Annotated in this window: 18 protein-coding genes; 4 read left to right on the top strand and 14 right to left on the bottom strand. The window is 62.6% G+C overall.

The genetic code is table 11. The annotated features are described in order from the left end of the window. Positions 1-35: 35 nt before the first annotated feature. From AC1D1B_RS29520 to AC1D1B_RS29480, 9 genes are all read right to left on the bottom strand, one after another. Positions 36-1,064 carry an ROK family protein gene (locus AC1D1B_RS29520; RefSeq protein ID WP_477336820.1) on the bottom strand — a complete coding sequence of 343 codons (1,029 nt, stop codon included), beginning with the start codon at positions 1,062-1,064 and terminating at the stop codon, positions 36-38. Beyond that, positions 1,064-1,789 (bottom strand): ribulose-phosphate 3-epimerase, encoded by a 726-nt coding sequence (locus AC1D1B_RS29515; RefSeq protein WP_477336818.1) that lies wholly within the window; start codon positions 1,787-1,789, stop codon positions 1,064-1,066. Before AC1D1B_RS29515 ends, AC1D1B_RS29520 begins: the two co-directional genes overlap by 1 nt. A 4-nt stretch (positions 1,790-1,793) precedes the next feature. After that, a complete protein-coding gene (locus tag AC1D1B_RS29510) occupies positions 1,794-2,567 on the bottom strand; it encodes a sugar phosphate isomerase/epimerase family protein (RefSeq protein ID WP_477336990.1) in 774 nt (257 codons plus the stop codon). Between the two features lie 237 nt (positions 2,568-2,804). Continuing rightward, on the bottom strand, positions 2,805-3,647 hold the full coding sequence (locus tag AC1D1B_RS29505) for a carbohydrate ABC transporter permease (protein WP_477336816.1): 843 nt from the start codon (positions 3,645-3,647) through the stop codon (positions 2,805-2,807). A gap of 5 nt (positions 3,648-3,652) precedes the next feature. Beyond that, positions 3,653-4,549, bottom strand: coding sequence for a carbohydrate ABC transporter permease (locus AC1D1B_RS29500; RefSeq protein ID WP_477336814.1), 897 nt, complete (start codon positions 4,547-4,549; stop codon positions 3,653-3,655). A gap of 138 nt (positions 4,550-4,687) precedes the next feature. Continuing rightward, positions 4,688-5,935: an ABC transporter substrate-binding protein gene (locus AC1D1B_RS29495; RefSeq protein WP_477336812.1), complete on the bottom strand. Its 1,248-nt coding sequence runs from the start codon at positions 5,933-5,935 to the stop codon at positions 4,688-4,690. Between the two features lie 120 nt (positions 5,936-6,055). After that, positions 6,056-7,201: an ABC transporter ATP-binding protein gene (locus AC1D1B_RS29490; protein ID WP_477336810.1), complete on the bottom strand. Its 1,146-nt coding sequence runs from the start codon at positions 7,199-7,201 to the stop codon at positions 6,056-6,058. A gap of 92 nt (positions 7,202-7,293) precedes the next feature. Next, the gene (locus tag AC1D1B_RS29485; RefSeq protein WP_477336808.1) at positions 7,294-8,244 is read right to left on the bottom strand and encodes a PfkB family carbohydrate kinase; all 951 of its coding nucleotides are present in this window, start codon (positions 8,242-8,244) and stop codon (positions 7,294-7,296) included. Between the two features lie 3 nt (positions 8,245-8,247). Then, on the bottom strand, positions 8,248-9,048 hold the full coding sequence (locus tag AC1D1B_RS29480; RefSeq protein WP_023692211.1) for a beta/alpha barrel domain-containing protein: 801 nt from the start codon (positions 9,046-9,048) through the stop codon (positions 8,248-8,250). Between the two features lie 162 nt (positions 9,049-9,210). On the opposite strand from AC1D1B_RS29480, the gene AC1D1B_RS29475 reads away from it, so the two are divergent. Both AC1D1B_RS29475 and AC1D1B_RS29470 read left to right on the top strand, forming a co-directional pair. Further along, positions 9,211-9,972, top strand: a complete 762-nt coding sequence (locus AC1D1B_RS29475; RefSeq protein WP_477336988.1) for a DeoR/GlpR family DNA-binding transcription regulator — start codon at positions 9,211-9,213, stop codon at positions 9,970-9,972. A gap of 267 nt (positions 9,973-10,239) precedes the next feature. After that, positions 10,240-11,388, top strand: coding sequence for a Gfo/Idh/MocA family protein (locus AC1D1B_RS29470; RefSeq protein ID WP_477336805.1), 1,149 nt, complete (start codon positions 10,240-10,242; stop codon positions 11,386-11,388). Positions 11,389-11,397: 9 nt separating this feature from the next. Here the strand turns inward: AC1D1B_RS29470 and AC1D1B_RS29465 are convergent, their stop codons facing one another. After that, positions 11,398-12,417 carry a LacI family DNA-binding transcriptional regulator gene (locus AC1D1B_RS29465; protein WP_477336804.1) on the bottom strand — a complete coding sequence of 340 codons (1,020 nt, stop codon included), beginning with the start codon at positions 12,415-12,417 and terminating at the stop codon, positions 11,398-11,400. 227 nt (positions 12,418-12,644) lie between these two features. On the opposite strand from AC1D1B_RS29465, the gene AC1D1B_RS29460 reads away from it, so the two are divergent. Next, positions 12,645-14,030, top strand: coding sequence for an FAD-binding oxidoreductase (locus AC1D1B_RS29460; RefSeq protein WP_477336802.1), 1,386 nt, complete (start codon positions 12,645-12,647; stop codon positions 14,028-14,030). Between the two features lie 91 nt (positions 14,031-14,121). On the opposite strand, the gene AC1D1B_RS29455 is transcribed toward AC1D1B_RS29460, so the two are convergent. Then, positions 14,122-14,778, bottom strand: a complete 657-nt coding sequence (locus tag AC1D1B_RS29455) for a YjbE family putative metal transport protein (RefSeq protein ID WP_477336800.1) — start codon at positions 14,776-14,778, stop codon at positions 14,122-14,124. 248 nt (positions 14,779-15,026) lie between these two features. Between AC1D1B_RS29455 and AC1D1B_RS29450 the strand changes: the two genes are divergently transcribed. Then, complete coding sequence (locus AC1D1B_RS29450) at positions 15,027-15,674, top strand: ThuA domain-containing protein (RefSeq protein ID WP_477336799.1); 648 nt, start codon at positions 15,027-15,029, stop codon at positions 15,672-15,674. 156 nt (positions 15,675-15,830) lie between these two features. Here the strand turns inward: AC1D1B_RS29450 and AC1D1B_RS29445 are convergent, their stop codons facing one another. From AC1D1B_RS29445 to AC1D1B_RS29435, 3 genes are all read right to left on the bottom strand, one after another. Next, positions 15,831-17,162: an HlyD family type I secretion periplasmic adaptor subunit gene (locus AC1D1B_RS29445; protein ID WP_477336797.1), complete on the bottom strand. Its 1,332-nt coding sequence runs from the start codon at positions 17,160-17,162 to the stop codon at positions 15,831-15,833. Positions 17,163-17,175: 13 nt separating this feature from the next. Further along, positions 17,176-19,002 carry a type I secretion system permease/ATPase gene (locus tag AC1D1B_RS29440; RefSeq protein WP_477336795.1) on the bottom strand — a complete coding sequence of 609 codons (1,827 nt, stop codon included), beginning with the start codon at positions 19,000-19,002 and terminating at the stop codon, positions 17,176-17,178. Between the two features lie 75 nt (positions 19,003-19,077). Next, positions 19,078-21,463 (bottom strand): DUF5801 repeats-in-toxin domain-containing protein (locus AC1D1B_RS29435; protein ID WP_477336793.1); only part of this gene is annotated, 2,386 nt, incomplete at its 5' end.

Genomic DNA, 21,463 nt, shown 5'->3' with positions numbered 1-21,463 from the left:
TGCCATAGGATTTGCGCGCGCCGCGCAATTTGAGCTTAGCCATGGCTTGCCTCCCCGGCGTCAGCGGTCGCACCGCTGTCCGTGTCGTCCTGCGCCATCGCCAGCGGCAAACCCGGTTCACCTTCCCACAGGACCAGGCTGGCGGCGCCGATCAACCCGGCGCGGTCGCCAAGCTCGGCGCGCACGATCGGCACGTCGCGGTAGGCCGGCATTGCCCGCTGCTGGACGATCGCCCGGATCGAGGGCGCCAGCAGGTCGAAACCGTTGGAAAGGCCGCCGCCCATGACGATCAGGTCGGGCGAATAGAGATGCAAGAGATTGGTGAAGCCGATGCCCAGCCACATGGCTTCCGCCTCGATCAAATCGAGAGCGTTGGCGTCACCGGTCCGCGCGGCTTCGACAACATGCCTGGCCGAGACGTCGCCATCATTCGACAGCCGCCTGAGCAAAGAGCCGTCACGAGGTGCTGTCATCCGCGTGGCGCGGCGTCCGAGCGCGGTTCCCGAAGCAACAGCCTCGAAGCAGCCGATGGCGCCGCAAAAGCAGCGGTCGCCTTCGCCGGTGATGGTCATGTGGCCGATCTCGGCCGCCAGCCCGCGCCTGCCGTGATAGATGTGGCCGTCGGCGACGACACCGCCACCGATGCCGGTCGATACCGTCACGAACACCAGCGATCCGCTGCCCCGTCCGGCGCCGAAGCGCCATTCGCCGAGTGCCGCCGCATTGGCGTCGTTCTCCAACCGCACCGGCAGGCCGAAATGCTGCCCCAGAATGTCGATCAGCGGCACGTCGTGCCAGCCGGCCAATGTCGGCGGCGCAATGACGATCCCCGCCTTGGGGTCGAGCGGTCCCGGTGCGCCGACGCCGATGCCGGCAATTTCAGCCTGCGGCCACTGCGCCATGAGATCGCCGGCGAGCGCAATGATCTGGCCGATCACCGCTTCCGATCCAGCCCCTGCCATCGTCGGCGCCGAAGCATGAGCAACGATGCGGCCGTCGCTTTCGACCAGCGCGCCGCGCAGCGCCGTGCCGCCGAGATCGAAGGCCAGTGCAAGCTTGCTCATCAGGCAGCGACCTCCAGCCCGTGCAGCCAGGCCATGCGCCGGGCAAGGTCGGGGTCGCCGAAGGCCAGCGAACCCAGCACCACGGTCTCAGCACCGGCAGCGCGCAGCAGCGGCACCGTCTCGTGGCGGATGCCGCCATCGGCGGCGAGCACGATGTCAGCCTCGCGGCCGGCCCTGCGCATCAGCGCGCGCGCCTCGATCAGGCGCGGGCAGGCGTTCTCCGACAGGCTCTGGCCCTTGACGCCGATGGAGGTACCGAGCAGCGTCACGAACGCCACCTCCGGCAGGAAAGGCGTGACAGCCGCGACTGGCGTTTCCAGCCGCAGCACGACACCGGCTTCGGCGCCGAGTTCATGCGCCAGCCGCACCGCGCGCAGGCCGGCCTCGCCATTTTCGGCATGCACGCTGATCAGGTCGGCGCCGGCCTCGATAAACTGCCGCGTCTGTTCCTCGACGATTTCGGCCTCGACCATCAAATGGATATGGATCGGCTTCGCGGTGAGCTTCGCGATACGCGCCACCAGGTCGGGGAAGAACAGGAAGCCGGGTGTAAAGCGGGCGTCGGCGACGTCGATGTGATGAATGTCGGCATGCTCTTCGATGCGACCGAGGTCGCGCTCCATATTGGCGAGGTCGGCCGACCACAGCGAAAACTCGCCGATCAGCCGGTTGCGCGGCAGTGCGGCGATTGCGGCGGGGCCGGACAGGGATTTGCTCGTTGTCATCGTCTCAGGCTCCGTAGCCGCGCATGGTCTGGCGGTTGGTCTTGACGGCACCGGCCGGATCGGCGGCGGCGGTTTCGGACTCTTCCTCCAGCACCAGCCAGCCGTTGAAGTTGGGCGCGGCGCTGGCGATCTCGATCACCTTCGCCGTGTCGCAGACGCCCTTGCCCAGCATCGCCCAGGTGCCGCTGGCATCGACATCCTTCAAATGCACATAGCGGATGCGGTCGCGATAGGTGATGAGCGTATCGGCCATATCCTGACCACCGCGCAAGATGTGGCCGGTGTCCGGCACCCAACCGGCCAGCGAGGCGTCGATCAGCCCGAAGATGCGGTCGTAGTCGGCGCGATCGAACAGCAGCGTGTTGTGATGCGAGCTCGGATGCACCGCGACCTGGACGCCGGCCTTGCGCCCGAGTTCGCCGGCCTTGTTGTAGATATCGGCGGCGATGGCGAACTTGTCATCTCGCGGGCCGTCGGAGACGACGGTCGCCGAACCCATCGACACCAGGGTGCCGGGAAAGGCTGCTGCAAAATCGATCCAGCGTTTGGCCATATCGAGGTCGGCGCCGATCTGATCCTGCAGCGTAAAACCGCTCTTCGAACCAAACGCGAAGGAGACCAGCGTCAGCCCGGATGCCTTCAGCGCAGCCGCGAATTCCGCTGGCTTGCCGGCATAGCGGCCGATCATCGTGTCGGTGATCTCGATGCCGGCATAGCCGCCATCGGCGATCGCCTTCAACAGATCGTCCGGGCCACCGGCGAACCGGTCTCCGAGCATTTCCCAGGTAAAGGTCTGGCAACCGACTTTCAAGTCTTTCACGATCGTCCTTTCATTCCTTGATGCCGCCCTGCGTCAGGCCTTCGATGATGTGGCGCTGGAAGAACAGCACCAGCACGATCAGCGGCGCCATGACGACGCCCGCGACCGTGGTGATATCGCCTGCCAGCAGAGAAGGTGCAATCCATCGATTTCGATGCGCGGCCTACTCCATCAGTTCTCCGTGAGAGGGACATCCTACTTGACCGAGCCTGCGGTCATGCCGGCGAGGAAGAACCTCTGGGCAACCAGATAGATGAACAAGAGCGGTAACGAGCCCAGCACGCTCATCGCCATCATCTGGTTCCATTCGAAGGCGTGCTGCCCCATCAACAGCTGGATGCCGATCGGGACGGTGCGCATGGACGTTGACTTCGTCAGCGTCAGCGCAAAGAGAAATTCGTTCCAGCACAACAGGAACGTGTAGACCGACGTCGCCACGATACCAGGCAGTGAAATCGGGACGATCACCCGCCAGAGTGCGGTCCAACTGGTGCCGCCGTCGACAGCCACCGCTTCATCGAGATCGCGGGGCAAGGTGTTCAGATATCCCGTCATCAGCAGGATCGCGTAGGGCAGCGTAAACACCAGGTAAGTCAGGATCAGCGCGACATAGGTGTCGAAGATGCCATACGAAACGACAAGCCCGAAGAAGGGGATCAAAAGCGTGATCGGCGGGATCGTCTGCGTGCTGATGATGAGTGTGTTGAGGCTGCCCTTGCCGCGGAAATTGAAACGGCTGAACCCATAGGCCGCCAGCAAGGCGATCAGCACCGTCAGCACGGTCACCGCTCCGGCCACGAAGTAGCTGTTGAAGAAGAAGCGCAGCTTTACCGGGTCACCAAGGATGGCCGCATACGCTTCCAGCGTGAAGGCCTTTGGCAGGACGGTTGGTGGCAGGGCAAAGATTTCGGTATTCGACTTGAACGAGCTGCTCAGCATCCAGTAGATCGGGAATGCCGCGAAAAAGAGCCCTGCGGCAAGCGCTATATGGAGCGCGACGGTGATCAGCCTGTCTTTCGGCGTATGCCTCTTCCTCATGGTGACTACCGAGCCTTTTGATAACGGATGTAGAACAGCGTCAGGCCGAGAGAGATCAGCAGGATGACCACGGCGCTCGCCGACGCCTGCGACAGGTTGTAGCTCGAAAACGCCAGCTTATACGTGTAGGTGCTGAGGACCTCGGTCGAGTAGATCGGACCGCCGCCCGTCGTTATCCAGATCAACGGAAAGACCTGCATGGTCCAGATGAAGTCGAGCAGCGAGATGCTGATGATGATCGGCATCAGCTGCGGGATGGTGATGAAGATCAGCTTCTGGTAGGCCTTCGCCCCGTCGATATCGGCGGCCTCGTAGAAATCCTTGGGAATGCCCTGCAAACCTGCGAGCAGGCTGACCATGAAAAGCGGGTAGCCCGCCCAGATATTGGCGAAGGTGACGGCGTGCAGTGCGGTCGCGGGCGAGGAAAACCACTCGACCTTGGAACCGATAATGCCCATCTGCATCAGAACGCTGTTCACGACACCGTTCGGCTCAAGCAGGAGGCGCCAGATCACGGCGATAATCACCGCGGTGAACAGCCAAGGCAGTATGTAGAGCACGCGCAGAATATTGCGCAGCGTCGGATTGATGCGGTCGCTGTTCAGCATGAGTGCGAAGACCATGCCGATGGTCATATGGAAGACGACACTCATGCATGTGAAGTAGAGCGTGTGCCACAGCGAAGCCCAGAACACGGGGTCGTCGAAGATCGCCTGGTAGTGTTTCAGTCCGGCAAAGGATGGGTCGCGACGCAGTACCGCGCTGTTCTGGAATGAGTAGGCAATCACCGTCACCATCGGCAGCAGCATCAGCAGCCCGATTATGAGCAGCGATGGCGACAGATAGAGGTAAGGTGCGACCGCTCGTTTCAGCTTGTGGTGGGAGCGCTTTTGCCGGGTCATGTGCCAACCTTGGGATACGCCTTCAAGAGAAGGTAAGCTTCGGAAACAGGTCCATTTCGAATTGCCGATCCGTTGGTGCCGGGTGGCCTGCCCGAAGTCAGGCCACCCGGTCGAAGATAGCAAACGGGAACAGGCCGATCAGAATTTCGCCATCCAGCCCTTCTGAGCGGCGGCGGCGGCTTGTTCCGGAGACTGCTCGCCGGCGAGCATCTTCTGGGCTTGCACGTCGAACTGGGTCATCAGGTCTTCAGCCACCGGCAGGCCCGTGAACTCATTGGCGAGATAACCGGTCTTGAAGATTTCAAAAGCCTTGCCGAAAGCCTTGTCCGAGGTCACGAAATCGGGCTTGGCGTTGACGTTGCCCGGGAAGGCGTTTGCAAGCGACACAAGCTTGGCGTTCACCTTTTCACTCATCAGATATTGGACGAGTTTCCAGGCCTCTTCCTGATGTTTCGAGGCAGCAGAGATGCCGATGCCCCAGGAGGCGTAGGGAAGGCCGCGCTTGCCGCTGTAATTCTCCACCACCGGGACCGGGATGAGATCGAAGTTCAGCTTGGGATTGCGTTTGCGGATGAGGTTCACATGCGCAAGCGAGTCGATCATCATTCCGACCCGATCGTTGACGAATTCCTCGACCTTTTCCTGCTCGGTCTTGGTGGCGATGCCGGGCGAGATGACGCCGGCGTCGTTCAGCGATTTGACGAAGGTGAGCATATCGACGACCGGCTTGCCCTCGAGAGCCGGCTTGCCGTCAGCCATCATCGATTGACCCGAGGCCCAGACCCACGACATCATGTCGTTCTGGACACCGGACGGCGTTTGCAGCGACAAGGGCAGCACCCAGCCATACTGGTTCTTGTCGGCATGCGTCATCTTCTTGGCGGCTTCGAGAAACTCCGCGCGGGTCGACGGCAGCTTGGTCACGCCTGCCTGGGCGGCGAGGTCCAAATTCACGAAGACCGGATAGACGAACGAAGCCACTGGAAACATCACCGCCTTGCCGTCCACCTTGATGATATCCGCGACCTGGGTCTTGTCGAACCCGCTCGCATCCATCATCGGGTTCATGTCGGCCAGCGCACCCTGCGCGTTCAGATTGTTCACCCAGGCGCCGTCGAGGCCGACGACGTCGCTAAGCGTTCCAGTTGCGGCACCAACCGAGATCTGGTCTCGCGTGGTCGCATAGGGGCCGCTGACCAGCGTCACTTTGATTCCGGGGTTTGCAGCCTCGAAGTCATTCATGATTGCTCTGAGCGATCCGGCCGGCAATTCGGGCTCCCACCATTGGGTGAATTCCAGCGTCGTGTCCGCCATGGCGCCGGTTGCGCCAAGCAACCATGCGGCCGCGGCCAATTTCAGCATCGCGGGTTGTATCCGAAACATCATTTTCTCCTCCTTCTTCAAGATCGGCCGCACAATGCGGACGATCGTCTGTTTTATTCAGAAGTCTCCTTGCAAGTATCTGCCGCAGGCACCTCGCTCCCGCCCGCGGTCTTCCGCAGATATTCAGATCGCCAGATGCGTCTCGGGATCGAAGAAATGGAACTTGGCATCATCCACGGCCAACCGGATTTCCGAGCCGGAGTGGACGGCGCTGATCGGCTCGAATCTCGCCACCGCGTTCGATGCCAGGCCGAAATCGTCCACCGCGTCCGGATCGCCGGAGTCCACCCGGACCGCGTCGATGTTCAGGTGGACGATCTGTTCGGAGCCGAGTTCTTCGATCGAAGTCACCTTTGCGGGTATCGTCTGATACTTGCGACCGGATTCGAGGCTGCTGTCATAAAGATCCTCCGGTCGGATCCCAAGCACGACCTTGCGCCCCGCATACGACCGCAAGCCCGGCCTGCGCACGAAGGCTGCATCCTGCAGCCGGACGGCGAAGGTGGCTGACATCAGTTCGTCGCCCGTCAGGGTTGCCTCGAAAAGGTTCATCGACGGAGAGCCGATGAAGCCGGCAACGAAGGCGTTCACCGGCGCTTCATAGAGTCTCTTGGGCGTGTCGACCTGCTGCAGCACGCCGCCTTTCAACACCGCGACCCTGTCCCCCATCGTCATCGCTTCGATTTGGTCGTGGGTCACGTAAATGGTCGTTACGCCGAGCTGCTTTTGCAGGCTGGTGATTTCGGCGCGCATTTGCACACGCAGTTTCGCATCCAGATTGGAAAGGGGTTCGTCCATGAGAAAGGCGGCCGGCTCGCGCACCATGGCGCGGCCCATGGCAACCCGTTGACGCTGTCCGCCTGAAAGGTTCGCGGGTTTGCTGTCCAGCAAAGACGTCAGCTGAAGGGTTTTGGCGATCTCGTCCACGCGCTTCTTGCGCTCGGCCTTCGGCTTGCCTGCCAGCCGCATCGAAAAGGCGATGTTTTCAGACACTGTCATATGCGGGTAGAGCGCGTAGCTCTGGAAGACCATCGCGATGTCGCGGTCCTTGGGCGGCATGTCGACCACGTCGACTCCGCCGATCCGAAGGCTGCCGCTGGTGATGTCCTCCAGTCCCGCGATCATTCGCAACGCCGTGGATTTGCCGCAGCCGGATGGCCCGACGAGAATCAAGAACTCGCCGTCCTTGACCGATAGGTTCAATTGGTCGATTGCGCGAAAATTGTTCCCGTAGGTTTTGCAGATATTCTCAAGAATGACTTCTGCCATATTCCTCCCTCCGCAAGTATATAAGCCACTGATTGTTATAATTCTTCTCGGCCTATGTTCGTCCGCGAAATGTTTCCTCGGATAATTTCAGATTATGCTCCAGCGTCGGCATTCACGGTTTTCAGTTCGACTGCTGACGGCGCGTTCGTCGATGTCAGGAGTTCCGTGACCTGGTCGTCGGTCGGAAGCGCCTCGCGCCCGCCCCGCCCCGTTATCGAAAGGGCCGCCGCCGCGGTCGCGAATGCGACCCGGCCTGCGGTATCGGCCCCGCGCGTCAATGCAAGGGCATAGGCGCCATGAAAGCAGTCACCCGCGCCGGTCGAGTCGACGACCACAACCCGGTGCGGGGGCAGGTGCCAGAGACCTGTCTCTTCACGCCCGCGATAGTACACGCCCCTGCCACCATCGGTCAGAACCACGGCGGACCGCGACGGCAACCACAATGCATCGAGCATCTCGGCGGGCGATCGGCACCCCGTGGCAGTCCGCGCAAAGCCAAGTGGAAGAATGAGATGGTCGCAGAGCGCGATCAGCCGCTCCGTGGCTGCGCCGCTGCTCCATTCGATATCGCCGAGGATCGCAAGGCCGAGCTCGCGAGCCCGAGCCACGACATCCAGCGACCGGATCGCATAGCTATCGACGATCAGGACGGTCGCGCGGCTGAGGATATCGTCCGGAAAGTCCGGAGCGGTGCCCAGCATCGCATCGTCGTCATACGCGATGAACCGTTCTCCGTCCGAGCCGACGGTGATCCGCGAGCGCACCGGGCGTGCATCGGGATGGCGCGGCGCGAATGCGGTTTCGACACCGCTCGCAACGAGGTCGCGCATCACGGCGTCGTCCTCGGCGCTGCCCAGCCATCCGACGAACCCGGCGGTTCCGCCGAGCCGCACGACGGCGGCCAGCGCCGTCGCGACATTTCCCCCGAAAGCGCGGGCACTTTGCAGAACCTTCCCCTTGCCCGCCGACAACGGCTGATCGACATAGACGATGTCGTCGATCGCAATAGCGCCGAAGCCGAGGATTGAAGGGACAGTGGGCATCGTTCAGGCACCCGCCTTCGCCAGGGCGTCTTGCGCCGAAAGGCCGTCATGGATGACGCCCCGAAAGGCAAGCGCTGCCTTCTCCGGATCGCCATGCCCCCAGAGATTGCGACCTACCACGGCACCGCGTGCGCCGGCACGGATGGCGTCCGCCGTCTGCTGAAGCGCGCCGAGCAGCGTATCGGTCTTCGGACCACCCGCGATCACAACCGGCACCGGGCAGGTCCGGACGGTCTCTCGGAACGACTCGAAATCGCCGGTGTAGCCGATCTTGATCACGTCGACGCCGGACTCGTAGCCGATGCGCGCCGCATAGGCGATCTCGTCGGGGGTGAAAACGATTTTTGCTCCGTCGGTGAAATCGCGAGGGTAGATATGCGCCACCACGGGCATGCCGTAGCGGGCCGCTGCATTCACCGAATCGGTCAGCCAGCGAATGTATTTGCCCTCGGTCGCGCCGCGCACCGGAATGGCCACGGCCAACGCATCGGCCCCGGCGCGTACCGCATCCTCGGGCGTTGCGATCAACTCGCTGATGCGATCGTCCGCAGTGAAGCAGCCCGCCTGAATCACCAGGGAAGCTTTGCCCGCATATTGCGGCCACAGATGGCGCGCGGTGCCAGGCTGGATGCTGACGTAGTCGGGTTTGCCCGCCATGACGCGTGCGAGCGCACCCGGCAGGTCGGCAAGGCCGCCTTTGCGCACGTCGCCATAGCCGACGAAGTGGTCGACCGCGCCGCCAAAAAGGTTCCCCGATGGATGCGAGAAGAGGCGCGCAAGACGCACTTTGGTTCCTAGGCTCATGAGTACAGAATTCCCTGATCGGTTGATTTCAAAATCCCGGACTCAGTGTTTCCGAAAGAAAAAAGAAAAACAATCTTTCGAAAGCTTTCGAATTTGCGTATTTTTGGTAAGGTGAGCCGAGGCCAGAGCGATTGCTTGGCGCAGGGAGGCAAGGGCAGGGCAATGTTGTCGGAGCAGAGACGCCAATCCATCCTGGGTGAGGTGCAGCGCAGCGGACAGGTGCGCACGAAGGACCTGTCAGACGGGTTTGGCGTGTCGGAGGTCACAGTGCGTTCCGACCTCGAGATACTGGACCGCAAGGGATTGCTGACCAAGACCCGTGGAGGGGCGGTGACCCGGACCACCGATTCGACCACGGCCGCGTTCGCCCGGCGGATGCAAACGAACCTCGACGCAAAGAAGCGCATCGCCCGGGCGGCGCTTGACCTGTTCGAGGACAACCAATCGGTCATCTTCGACGGCGGCTCGACATTGATGCAGCTTGCCATGCAGTTACCGCCGCTCAGCAATGTCGTGGTCGCCGCCACGGCCATGAATATCGTGCAGCATCTTATGCATCGTCCCGAGCTCGACGTTCATATGATCGGCGGCCGGGTCTATCCCGACACGGTGAGCACGCTGATCACCGATGCCGATACGGCTCTCGGCGGCTTGGTAGCGCATCAGGTCTTTGTTGGAGCGCATGCGATAGACTCGTCACTGGATGTGGTCGACGTGAACGAAGACATGGCGCGAACGAAGCGAAATCTCGTTCGCATGGCCCGGCGCGTTGTCCTCCTCGCCGATTCGAGCAAATGGGGCGTCAGCGGGACCTCCAAGGCATTTTCGCTGTCGGCCGTCGATGTGGTGATCACCGACGATGGCCTGCCCGGTCCAATACGCAGCCAGCTTGATAAGATCGCGGCCAAGGTGATCTATGCCTGAACCCGTCTCGGTCTCTGACCGCGACGGAATGATCCAATGCACGCATGACCCACGGGCTTCGTACCGGCGGTCGGCCGTCTTTCATGACAGTCATGTTCTCCTCCTCAGGCTGGCAGCCTCCCAATGCTGTGCCAGAATTCTCACATGCTCTATAAAAATTTTACGCGCGTCAACATTTAAAATCCTGTATAGCGGATTGTGAAGGTGGACCGCTGCACCCACGACGGTCCCCCAAGCATGCCAATGGCTTCGGAGGAAAAGCTGGAAATGCACGGAAAATCAAAGACAAAGCTCGGCATCGGCGTCATCGGTTGCGGCAACATCTCGATGACCTATCTGCGCAATGCAGCGCTCTTTGGCGGCGTCGAGCTGCGCGCCTGTGCCGATGTTTCAGCCGACATGGCTCAACTCCGCGCCAGGGAATATGGCATCCGCGCGCTTGGCGTCGATGCGCTGCTCGCCGACCCCGACATCGACCTTGTGTTGAACCTGACCATCCCGGCGGCACATTTCGACATTTCGTTCTCAGCGCTTTCGGCGGGCAAGCACGTCTTCACCGAAAAGCCGCTGGCTACTACCGCTGCCGACGGTCGCCGGCTTGTCGACGAAGCTGCAAAGCGCGACCTGCTGATAGGCTCGGCTCCCGATACCTTCCTTGGCGCCGCTGGACGCCGCGCCCGCCGCCTGATGGACGAGGGCGCCATCGGCAAGCCGGTGACCGGCACCGCCTTCATGATGGGACGCGGCATGGAGCACTGGCATCCCAATCCGCAATTCTACTACCAGCCGGGTGGCGGTCCGGTCTTCGATATGGGTCCCTATTACCTGACCATGCTGGTCAATCTGCTCGGGCCGGTCGACCGCGTCATGGCGATGGCGACGCGCGGCCAGGAGGAGCGGCTGATCACGGCTGACGGCCCGTTCAAGAACACGACGTTCAAGGTCGGCACGCCGACCAACATATTGTCGCTGCTTGAATTCCGTTCGGGCGCCACCGTCACCTTCGGCGCTTCCTGGGATGTCTTCAAACACTCCAACCATCCGATCGAACTGCACGGCACCCAGGGATCGCTCAGGCTGCCCGACCCCGACACGTTCGGCGGCACCGTCTCGCTGTCGGCGCGCGGCGTCGACTGGGCCGATTTCGCCAGCGAGAGCGAACTCTACGGCGCCCGCAACTGGCCCTATGCCGCGCCCGACCGTGCCAATTACCGCATGCTCGGCGTCGCCGATCTGTCGCGGGCGCTGGCGACAGGAAGAAAGCCGCGCGCCTCGGGCGACCTGGCGCTGCATGTGCTGGAGATCATGGAGGCGATTCTGGCTTCGGGCGAAAGCCGCGGCTCGGTTGCCGTCAACGGCACGGTCGACCAGCCGCCACTGCTTGGCGAGGACGAAGCGGCAAGCCTGCTTGCCTGATGGGAAGGCTCAGGCCGACTGACGCATCACAAGGGCGGCGTCGAGGCTGACTTTCGGCGCGACGCTCGCGGCGTCCTCGTTGAGCAAGGCGAGCAGCGTCTCGACACTGCGCCCGGCCATGGCGGCGAAATCCTGCGCGATGGTGGTCAGAGCGGGGCAGGTGTAGCGGCTCAGCGGATGGTCGTCATGGGCGGCGACACGCAGGTCGCAGTCCGCCTTGCGGCCAATCTTCTTGCCTTGCGCGAAGGCTGCCGCCATCACGCCGAAGGCCAGGCGGTCATTGGCGCACAGTATGGTCTTGCCCGGCAGGCCGCCAGCCCCAAGCATCCGTTCCATCTGCTCGTAGCCGATGCGCTCGAAATCCCATGTGTAGTCGCTTGTGTTGCCGATCACCACCGGCTCCTGGCCCAGCCGCTGCATGGCGCCGACATAGCTGTTCAGCCGCTCTGGCGAATTGTGGTTGACATGCGGGATATCGAAATAGACCGGCGCGTCGCCGGAGCGGCAGAGATAGTCGACGATGGTCGAGACGCTCTGGGCGTTGTTGTTGCCGACGAAGGGTACGCCGCCTTCGAGATAGGTGTCGAAATAGACGATCGGCATTGTCTGCGTCAGCTTCTCCAGCGTGCGGCGGTCCGAGCGCAGGCCGAGCGGGGCGATCAGCGCGCCTGAGACTTTCAGCGACTGGATGGTTCGCGTTGCTTCGACTTCGAGTTCGCGCGAGCCGTGCGAGGAAATGACGATCGGCCAGTAGCCTTCGTCGCGCAGCCGAAGTTCGATGCGGCTGACCATTTCGGAATAGAAGGGATCGGCCACCGTCGGCACGACAATGCCGATGGCGCGGGTGCGTTTGCGGTTGAGATTGCGGGCAAACAGATTGGGCTGGTAATCGGATGAGCGCAGCGCCTCCTCGATGCGCTTGCGCGTTGCCGGTTTGACGCTGGTCGGATCGTCGAAAAATTTCGACAGCGTCGGCCTGGAAACGCCGCAGGAGCGGGCGAAATCCTCCATCGTCTTGTGCTTCGTCATTCAATCCCTCGTCTGGCGGGCGCCAGAACCTTGGTCATCCCTTGGCGCCGCCCACGGTCCTTAGCCGGCGGGCAGCCCCGCAACCTTCAAGACGAAATTTACAGGAAACGTCAGTCTTTTCAACGCGCAATGACAAATTATCCCGTGCGTAAATTTAATCAATTGACGCGAAAATTGTCCCGCATCAAAGTCTCGACCGCAGCGAGCAAGCGAAATTTCCAGGAACCATGACACAACAGATCGATCAGCTTCTTTCCCAGCTTTATCAGCGGCTCGACGCCGCCGCTGTTGTCACCGGCAATGCCGTCGATCCGCGCTATGGCGATGACCTCTCCGGCAAGGGCGGAAGCCGACCCGAACTGGTCTTGCGTCCGCGCGGCGCCGCCGAGGTCGCCGAAATCCTGCGCCTGTGCAGCGGTATCGGCCAGAAGCTGGTCGTCCATGGCGGCCGCACCGGCCTGGCCGGCGCCGCGCGCGTGCAGCCGGGCGAAGCGGTGCTGTCGCTGGAGCGCATGACCGCGGTCGAAGCGCCTGACCGCGCGGCGGCAACCATCATCGCAGAAGCTGGCGCGCCGCTGCAAATGGTGCAGGAAACAGCCGATGCGGCCGGCCTTATGTTCGGCGTCGATATCGGCGCGCGCGGCACGGCGACGGTCGGCGGCAACATCGCCACCAATGCCGGCGGCATCCGCGTGCTGCGCTACGGCATGTACCGCGCCCAGGTTCTGGGGCTGGAGGCCGTGCTTGCCGACGGCTCCATCCTGACCTCGCTGCGCGGCCTGGCCAAGGACAATTCCGGCTACGATCTCAACCAGCTGTTCATTGGCAGCGAAGGCACGCTGGGCGTGGTTACGCGCGCCTGCCTGCGGCTGCATCCAAAGCCCGCCACCGAGGTCGCCGCTTTCTGCGCGCTTGGCTCGCTGGAGGCTGCTATCGCGTTGCTCGGGCTGCTCAAGCAGCGGCTCGGCCCCTTGCTGTCGGCCTATGAGGTGAACTTCTCGCCACTCTATGGCGCCATGATTGCCGGCATGGCCGCGCCGGCGCCGCTGCCTGCCGGCGCGCCCGTCTACGTGCTGGCCGAAATCCAGGGCAACCAGGCCGACCTGGACGGCGAGCGTTTTGCTTCGGTGCTGATGCAGGCCGTCGAGGACGGCATCGTCGACGATGTGGTTGTCTCGCAGTCGCCGCGCGAATTCCGTGCGCTTTGGGACGTACGCGAAGAGGCCAACCGCTTCCTGTTTGCGATCGGGGGCCTGATCGGCGCCGACATCTCCATTCCGCTGTCGACGATGGCGGCTTTCCTGCGCGATGCCGAAGCGGCGATCCGCGCTAGGGACAGCAGCGCCGAGATCTATGTCTTCGGCCATCTCGGCGACGGCAATCTGCACTACCAGGTCGACACCAGGGAACCGGCGGCGGCCTATGAGATCATCTACCGCGGCGTGGCGGAGAGTGGCGGCGCCGTCTCGGCCGAACACGGCATCGGCCTCGACAAGAAGAAATGGCTGAACCTCGTGCGCAGCGACGCCGAAATATCAGCCATGCGCCGCCTCAAGGCGGCGTTCGATCCGCACAGCATTCTCAATCCCGGGCGGATTTTCGATATCGCTTGACTGCTACGGGGTATGTTTTGCCGCAATTCCCTAGGGAAAGCGCTACGCGCTTTTCCCGGGAAAACCGCTGCACACTTTTCCTGGAATTGCTTTAGCTCGCAGCCGGCGAAAGCAGCGCGTGGAAGTCGACGGTTCTCACCTGCTCGACACCGTCCAGCGTCATGTTGCCGGCGACGTAGACGATGATCGCCAGGCCGAGCCAGCCGATCCAGCGGTATTTGGCAAGCAGAGCTGCCACCAGCGTCGAGGCGACCGCCATCAGCACCACCGACAGGATGAGACCGAACACCAGCGCGTTCATGTCGTGAGCGGCAGCACCTGCCACGGCCAGCACGTTGTCCAGCGACATCGAGACATCGGCGACCACGATCTGCAGGATCGCCGTGCGCAGCGCCTTCGCCGGCCGCACCGCCGCAAGCGCTGTCGCGGCAGGGTCGGCGTCGGCATCGCCTTGCTCATCGCCGCCGGCGGAACGCAATTCCTGGAACATGTTCCAGCACACCCAGAACAAAAGCATGCCGCCGACCAGCATGATGCCCGGAATTTCCAGCAGCTGCACCGCGATCACTGCAAAGACGACGCGGATCACCGCAGCCGCGGCGATGCCGGCGACGATCGCCTTCTGCCGCAACGCCTTCGCCAGCCCGGCGGCCGCCATGCCGATCACCACGACATTGTCGCCCGAGAGCACGAGGTTGATGGTGATGACTTCCAGATAGGCGGCGACAGTCGTCTGGTCGATATTCATAAAGCGGTCTCCCCGGACAGGCGCTCCGGTTGGTTGCGGCGGATCGGACCGATGTCTGCGCAAACGCGAAGACTGCTGATTTGAGTGCAGCCCGGCATTGAAACAAGACGTCAGGCACGGCCAATCGTTCCTCGTCCACGGAATTCATCGCCAGATCGTGATTCCCCGACCAGAAATGCCCTTTATGGAAGGGAAGACAAAAGCGTTCCGCTTGCCTATCAATATTGCCGACGAGAGGAGAGACGAGCATGAGCAAGACGGCACTGATTTTCTGGGGCGGCTGGGAAGGTCATACACCGGCCCGCAGCGCCGCTGTCGTCAGCGAGATATTGACCGGGCATGGCTTCGAGGTGCGGATAGAAGAGGGCACCTCCGCGCTTGCCGATCCGCAGCTTTCGGCAATCGATCTGATCGTCCCGGTGGTCACCATGTCGACCATCGAAAAGCCGGAGCTGCAGAACCTCGTCGCCGCCGTCAGCGGCGGATCCGGCCTTGCCGGCTTTCATGGCACCATGGGCGACAGTTTTCGAAACGAGACGGCCTATCAGTTCATGACCGGCGGCCAATGGGTCGCCCATCCCGGCGATATCATCGACTACCATGTCGACATCACCAGCGATGATCCGATCGTCAGAGGTATCGACGGCTTCGCCTACCATTCCGAGCAGTATTACATGCATGTCGACCCGAGCAACGAAGTGCTGGCGACGACGACGTTTAGCGGTGAGCATCTCGACTTCATCGACGGCGTCGTCATGCCCGTGGTCTGGAAGCGCCGCTACGGCAAGGGCCGCGTCTTCTTCAGCGCGCTTGGTCACACCGCGGATGAGTTTTCCGTGCCGCAAATGCGCACCATCTTCGAACGTGGCGTGCTGTGGGCCAGCCGAGCGGCCTGACCCTGGGCCTGTCGTCAAGCTGAGCGCAGCGGGACGGATTGCTTCGGGTCCGCGCATGGCGGCGGACTTGTGGCCTGGGTGGCGACGCAAGTCGGGGAACTAGGTCGAGCGGCGGTCTTTGTCCGGTCAGACAAAGAAGTCTTGGACGGCCTGCGGCTATTTTTCCCGCATGGCTCGACGGAAGTTCTGCGTGATCGGCTCGGCGAGGTAGGAGAGCACGGTGCGAGCACCCGTCCGGATCATCGCCTCGCTCGACATGCCGGGCTGCAGCTTGCGGCCCTCCAGCTTGGCGAGTTCGCTCTTGTCGATCAACACGGTCGCGGCGAAATACGGTGCCCCGCTGCGCTCCTCCACCATGCGGTCGGCCGACACGGTCTCCACGACGCCGTCGAGTGGCGGCAGGTTGTAGCGGGCGAAGGCCGGAAAGCTGACGCGCACGGGCTGTCCGGCGGCGATCGTCTCGACATCCTCCGGTTTGACCATAGCCTCGACCACGAGCTGCTGTTCGAGCGGCACGACTGTCATCAGTGTGTCGCCCGGTTTCACGACACCGCCCGCCGTGTGGACCTTCAGGTCCATGACGATGCCGTCAACCGGTGCGACGACATCGGTACGGGTAAGCACGTCCCTGGCGGCACGCTCCTGCTGTCTGAGATCAAACAACTCCGCCTCGACCTTGCTCAACTCGTCGACGGCGTCGTTCAGCCGTACTGTGCCGAGGTTCAGGATTTGCATATCGATCTCGGCCATGGCGCTTCTGGCACGAGCGATCGCCGCGACGTTGGTCGCGCGCTCCCCCTCGAGCTCCTGCTGTTGTCGTCTGAGCAACAGGTTCCGCTCGCGGGTGGTCAGCCCCTTCTTGAGCAGGCTCTCGAGGTCTTTGGTCTCACCCTCGATCGCCTTGATCTGCGTGTCCTTGGTGACGATAAGCTGCTCAAGTCCGGTTATCTCGTCCTGGGTCTGCTGACGGCGCTGGCTGAGGATCTCCTGTTCGTCCGTCAGATTGTGGTGCTTCGCCGCGAACACGTCGCGCTGCGCGGCCACCGCTTCCCTTACGGCCGTGGCGGGGTTTGCGAGCAACGCCGGATCAAACGCGATCTCGGCCTTGTCGTCACGCTCAGCCCTCAGGCGCGCGGCCAGCGCGTCACGCGTTGCTATCCGGTTCTGGATCAGGTCGAGCTGCGCCCTTGCCTGCGTGTCGTCTAGCCGGACGAGGACCTTGCCCGCCTTGACGATGTCACCGTTGGCGGCATTCAATTCCGCGATGATACCGCCCTCGAGGTGCTGGATGAGCTTGCGGTCGCCGGCGACCTTCACAACGCCCGGCGCCACCGCGGCGCTGTCCAGTGGCGCCAGCGCCGCCCAACCCCCGGCCACGCCGAAGAACAGGAACATGATCGCGAACCCGGTGGACGTCACGCCGGCAAGACGCAGGGGTACCGGTTCCAGCAGGGAGGGTGGCGGAAGGGGTAACGGCACGACGTTCATATCGGTTCTCGTTTCATGCCTGGTTCGCCACTACCGTCGTGCCCAATGCACGCGACGTACGCTTTGAAGAGGGAGGTGGGTCGTTGCTGACCCCGATCACGGTGGTGGAGATCTCTGGCGTCGGACTCGCTGGTATTTGATTTACCTGGCGGATGCGCGCGGCGAGTTCGTTGAAGACATAGTCGCGCGAACCGTAGAGGTCTTGTTGGCCCCGGTTGAGAACCAATATCTTGTCGACCTTCTCTATCATGTTCGCCCGGTGCGCGATCAGGATAATAGTCGTGCCCGCAGCCTTGACAGTGCCGAGGGCTGCAATCAAGGCGTCCTCACCGTCGCGGTCGAGGTTGGAATTGGGCTCGTCCAGGATAATGAGTGCCGGGTCGCCGTAGAGTGCCCGCGCCAATCCGATGCGTTGGCGCTGCCCGCCTGACAGCACCGCGCCGGAGTCGCCGATCTCGGTGGCGTAACCCTTCGGCAGCCCTTTGATAAGTTCGTGAACGCCCGCCAACTGCGCGGCCTTGACCACGTTGTTGAAGACCGCCGGGTTGAGTGTCGCGAAGCGGCAGATGTTTTCGGAGACCGTGCCGGCGAAGAGTTCGATGTCCTGCGGCAAGTAACCGACATGGTGACCCCGGTCCTCCGCGGCCCATTGGGCAACGTCCATACCGTCCAGCAGCGCACGCCCCCCGGACGGACGCCAGGCACCGGCCAGTATTCGCGCCAGGCTTGTCTTGCCGGCCCCGCTCGGGCCGATCAACGCCATTGCTTCACCCGGATTGAGCCGGAAGCTGATCCCTTTCAGGATAGACTCGCCACCCTGTCGGGCCAGCACAAGGTTCTCGGCCTCGAACCTGCCTTTCGGTCGTGGCAGTGGCAGAGCCGGTGTGGCCTCCAGGTGCTGTCCGGCGACCGCGGTGAGGCGCTTGTAAGCGGCACGCGCTCCGACCGTCGCCTTCCATGTGCCGATCGCTTGCTCGACCGGGGACAAGGCGCGACCCATCAGGATCGAGGCGGAAATCATGATGCCGGGGGAAGCCTCGTTGCGAAGCACCAGATAGGCGCCAAGGCCCAGTATGGCCATTTGCAGGGCCAGCCGGTGGCAACGCGCAATGGCGGCGATGACGCCGCCGCGGTTGGCGGCAAGAACTTGTCCTTTGTTTGCCTCGTCCTGCTGCGCCTTCCAGCCCTCCATCAGTGGCTTCAACATGCCCATCGCCTGGACGACCTCGGCATTGCGGATCGCCGCCTCGGCCTGCACGTATGCCCGCGACTGTGCGCTGGCGGCCTCGGTTAACGGTTTGCGTGTGATGTATTCGTTGAGCAACGCCAACGCGAACAGGACGATTCCGCCGCACAGCGCCAACCAGCCCAGCCACGGGTGCATCAAGAATATGGCGGCGAAAAACAGCGGTGCCCAAGGCGCGTCGAGAATCGGGAAGATGCTCGGGCTGGTGAAGAAATTGCGCACTTGATCCAGGTCGCGCAGCGGACGGGCGTTGGCGTGACCGGGCGCCGAGGCGGCATATTCCACCGATGCGGTCAGAAGAACTGGTCCCAACCGCGCGTTCATCCACGATCCGACGGTAGCCAGAAGACGCCCGCGCACAACCTCCAGCCCCGCCATCGTCGCCAGTGCCCCTGCCGCCATCAGCGACAGCATCACCAATGTCTCCAGGCTGTGGCTGGACAACACGCGGTGGTAGACCTGGAGCATATAAAACGCCCCGGTCAGCATCAGCACGTTGATGCCGCCGCTGAACCAGATAAGCGGCCGGATGGCGCGTCTGGCCTCTTTCATCACCACCTGCAGGGCAGGAGGCTGTTGGTTGGTTTTCTTCATTGAGACGACGTCCCCCATGCAACTGATCGCGAATGCTGATACGGGGGCGGCGCTGGCCGCCCCGTTGGTCAGGTGTCAGGCGACGTCGACAAGTATGTGCTGTATTGCCGACTGGTCCGCGTCCGCGTCCGCCACCTGGAACGCGAAGTCGAGGCTGGCTGATGGCGTCTCGGTCACGGTCGTGCTGAAGGCGATGTCCACGATCTTCAGCACGTCGTTGTCGGCGCCGTCGAAGGCCACCAGGTTGGTGGTCGAGCTGCCGCCGCCGCCGCCGGTCGTCCTGATCAGGTCGATCGCACTGCCGGTGATGCCGTTGCCCGACTGCATGATCTGGACACCCTGCAACAGGTACTCTTCGCCGGCTGCGTTGTAGTCGTTCTGCTCGATGATCACGAGGCCATCATTGTTGTCGAGTGTGAACTCGCTGCTGTACGGGGACGGGACCTGACCCGTCCTGAAGATGTCGGCGTTCTGCACGTACATAGCCCGCGTTATCGAGGTGTCGTCCGCTGTGCCGAAGATGTTGTCGACACCGTTGTCAGCCAGGTTGAGGATCAGCATCACGTCCTCGCTGTTGCCGATGCCGTCGAACTTGATGGCCATGCTGCCGGCGAAGGCCGAGGTCTGCGGCGTCTGCTGCACCTCGGTTGCGATACCGACGTTGTTGTCGAAGAACCGCAACGTGAGCAGTTCGCCTTTCTGGATCGTGTCACCGGCGACACCGTTGGTGCTCTGCGTCGCAGACACCCACGTTTCATTGTCGTTGCTCACCATGTCGTGACCATTGAACGTGAATGTGGTGTCAAAGGGATTGGATTTCCCCTCTCCATTGGGCGTCAGGCCGAACGGGTTGGCTCTGTTGACCAAATTGCCCGTGAACTGCACGTAGAAGTCTTCGTCGACATTCGGCGTGGTCCCGTCATCCGCCTGCAATTGTTCCACCACGACCTGCGGGTGGCCCGTGTTGCCCGTGGGCTGCTTGAACAAGAGCTCATTGGTGTGGATCAGGTCGAAGCTGAAGCCTTCGAGCGGATCGGTCAGGGTGATGGTATAAGTGTCGTGAACCTTGTCGAAGACGAGAGTGCCGCCCGCCGTGCCTATCAAGCTGCTATCCGTTGGGTCCTTGTGGTAGTCGAAGGTGAAGTCGAACGTCGCCGTGTCGGAAGTCTCCGACGCGAGCGTCACCTCCGGGCTTATGATATCTCCGCCGCCGCCGCCGGTGATCGAACCGGTGAGTGCGATCTGGACACCGGCGAGGACGTCGTCTGTGTCGACGAAATCAGAGTGCGTGTCGTCGTAGAACGTATCCGGGCGGCTGTCCGCACCGATGTCGTAGCCGAAGGCTCCGCTGGAGTGCGCACCGGCCGTGTTATCCAGGCTCTCGTGAGTACCATCGCTACTACCACCGGACGCATCACCGTCAAACGGCACCGTGATCGTTGGAGCATCGTCCTTGAAGACGAGGTTTGTGCCGATGTTAACGCTACTCAAGGCCTGATCGCCGTCACCGTCGGTGATGGTCGCCGTCAAAGTGACGAGATCATCGGACGCCAACGTTGTTTCCTGATCCGGGCCGGCGTCGGGTGAGTGTATGACAGCACGCGCCTGATCGAGTGTCACGAGGCCGGCGGCGCTGACGCTGACCGTGAACACGAGTTCGCCGGTGCCGGCGGTGCGGCCTTCAACGGCGCCGCTGAGATTGACCGAGAGGAGAACCGCCTCACCGGTTAAGGTGTCGGTTAGGCCGCTGTCGTTGGTGACCTGGTTGATGTCGAGCACATAGCTGATGGCGTCGCCATCGGCACCGGCATTCGAGGTGAAGGCCGTCGAGAAGCTCGCGCTATTGTCACCCAGGCTGGACTCGTCGACGGTCAGCGTCGGCTCCGTGCCGGAGGCGCTGATCGTCGGGCCGTCGTCCCTGATCTGCACCTTGTCGCCGATGGCGATGCTGGCGTCGCTGGTGTCGCCGTCACCGTCGACGGCGTGGAGCTTGGCAAGCAGCGCGCTGTCGAGCATCGTCGCTAAGTCGTCGGGATTGGTGCCGTCCGGATGCGCGATGGCGATGTATTGGGCGATGCTGAGGGTGCCGCCCTGGCTGATCGAGATGGCGATGGCAATAGGGTCGCCAGTCGTGCTGCCGTCGTTGCCGACGTCAACCCGACCAACGACGAGGCTGCCCTCGACATTGAGCAGGATGTTGTGGTGGTCGAGTGAATCGAAACCGGAATCGGCATTGGCGCCGCTGACGCCGAGCGACAGCGTCTGAGTACCCGGTCCGTCGGTGCCGAAGCTCGAGTTCGGCGTGACCACGGCGGAAGCGCTGGCCGCCCAGCCGATGGCCGTGCCAAGTGCCGCGAAGGCAGCGGGCAAGGAGATGAGCGTCTGGTCGTTCGAACTGGCATCGACGCCGGAAGTCTCGTCATGCAGCACCTTGGCCGCATTCTCGGTGAGGCCAGCCGTC

This window comes from Mesorhizobium sp. P2_C5_2 (assembly GCF_056404535.1).
The sequence above is the reverse complement of the archived record's forward strand: the minus strand, read 5'-3'. Positions and strand labels throughout refer to the sequence as shown.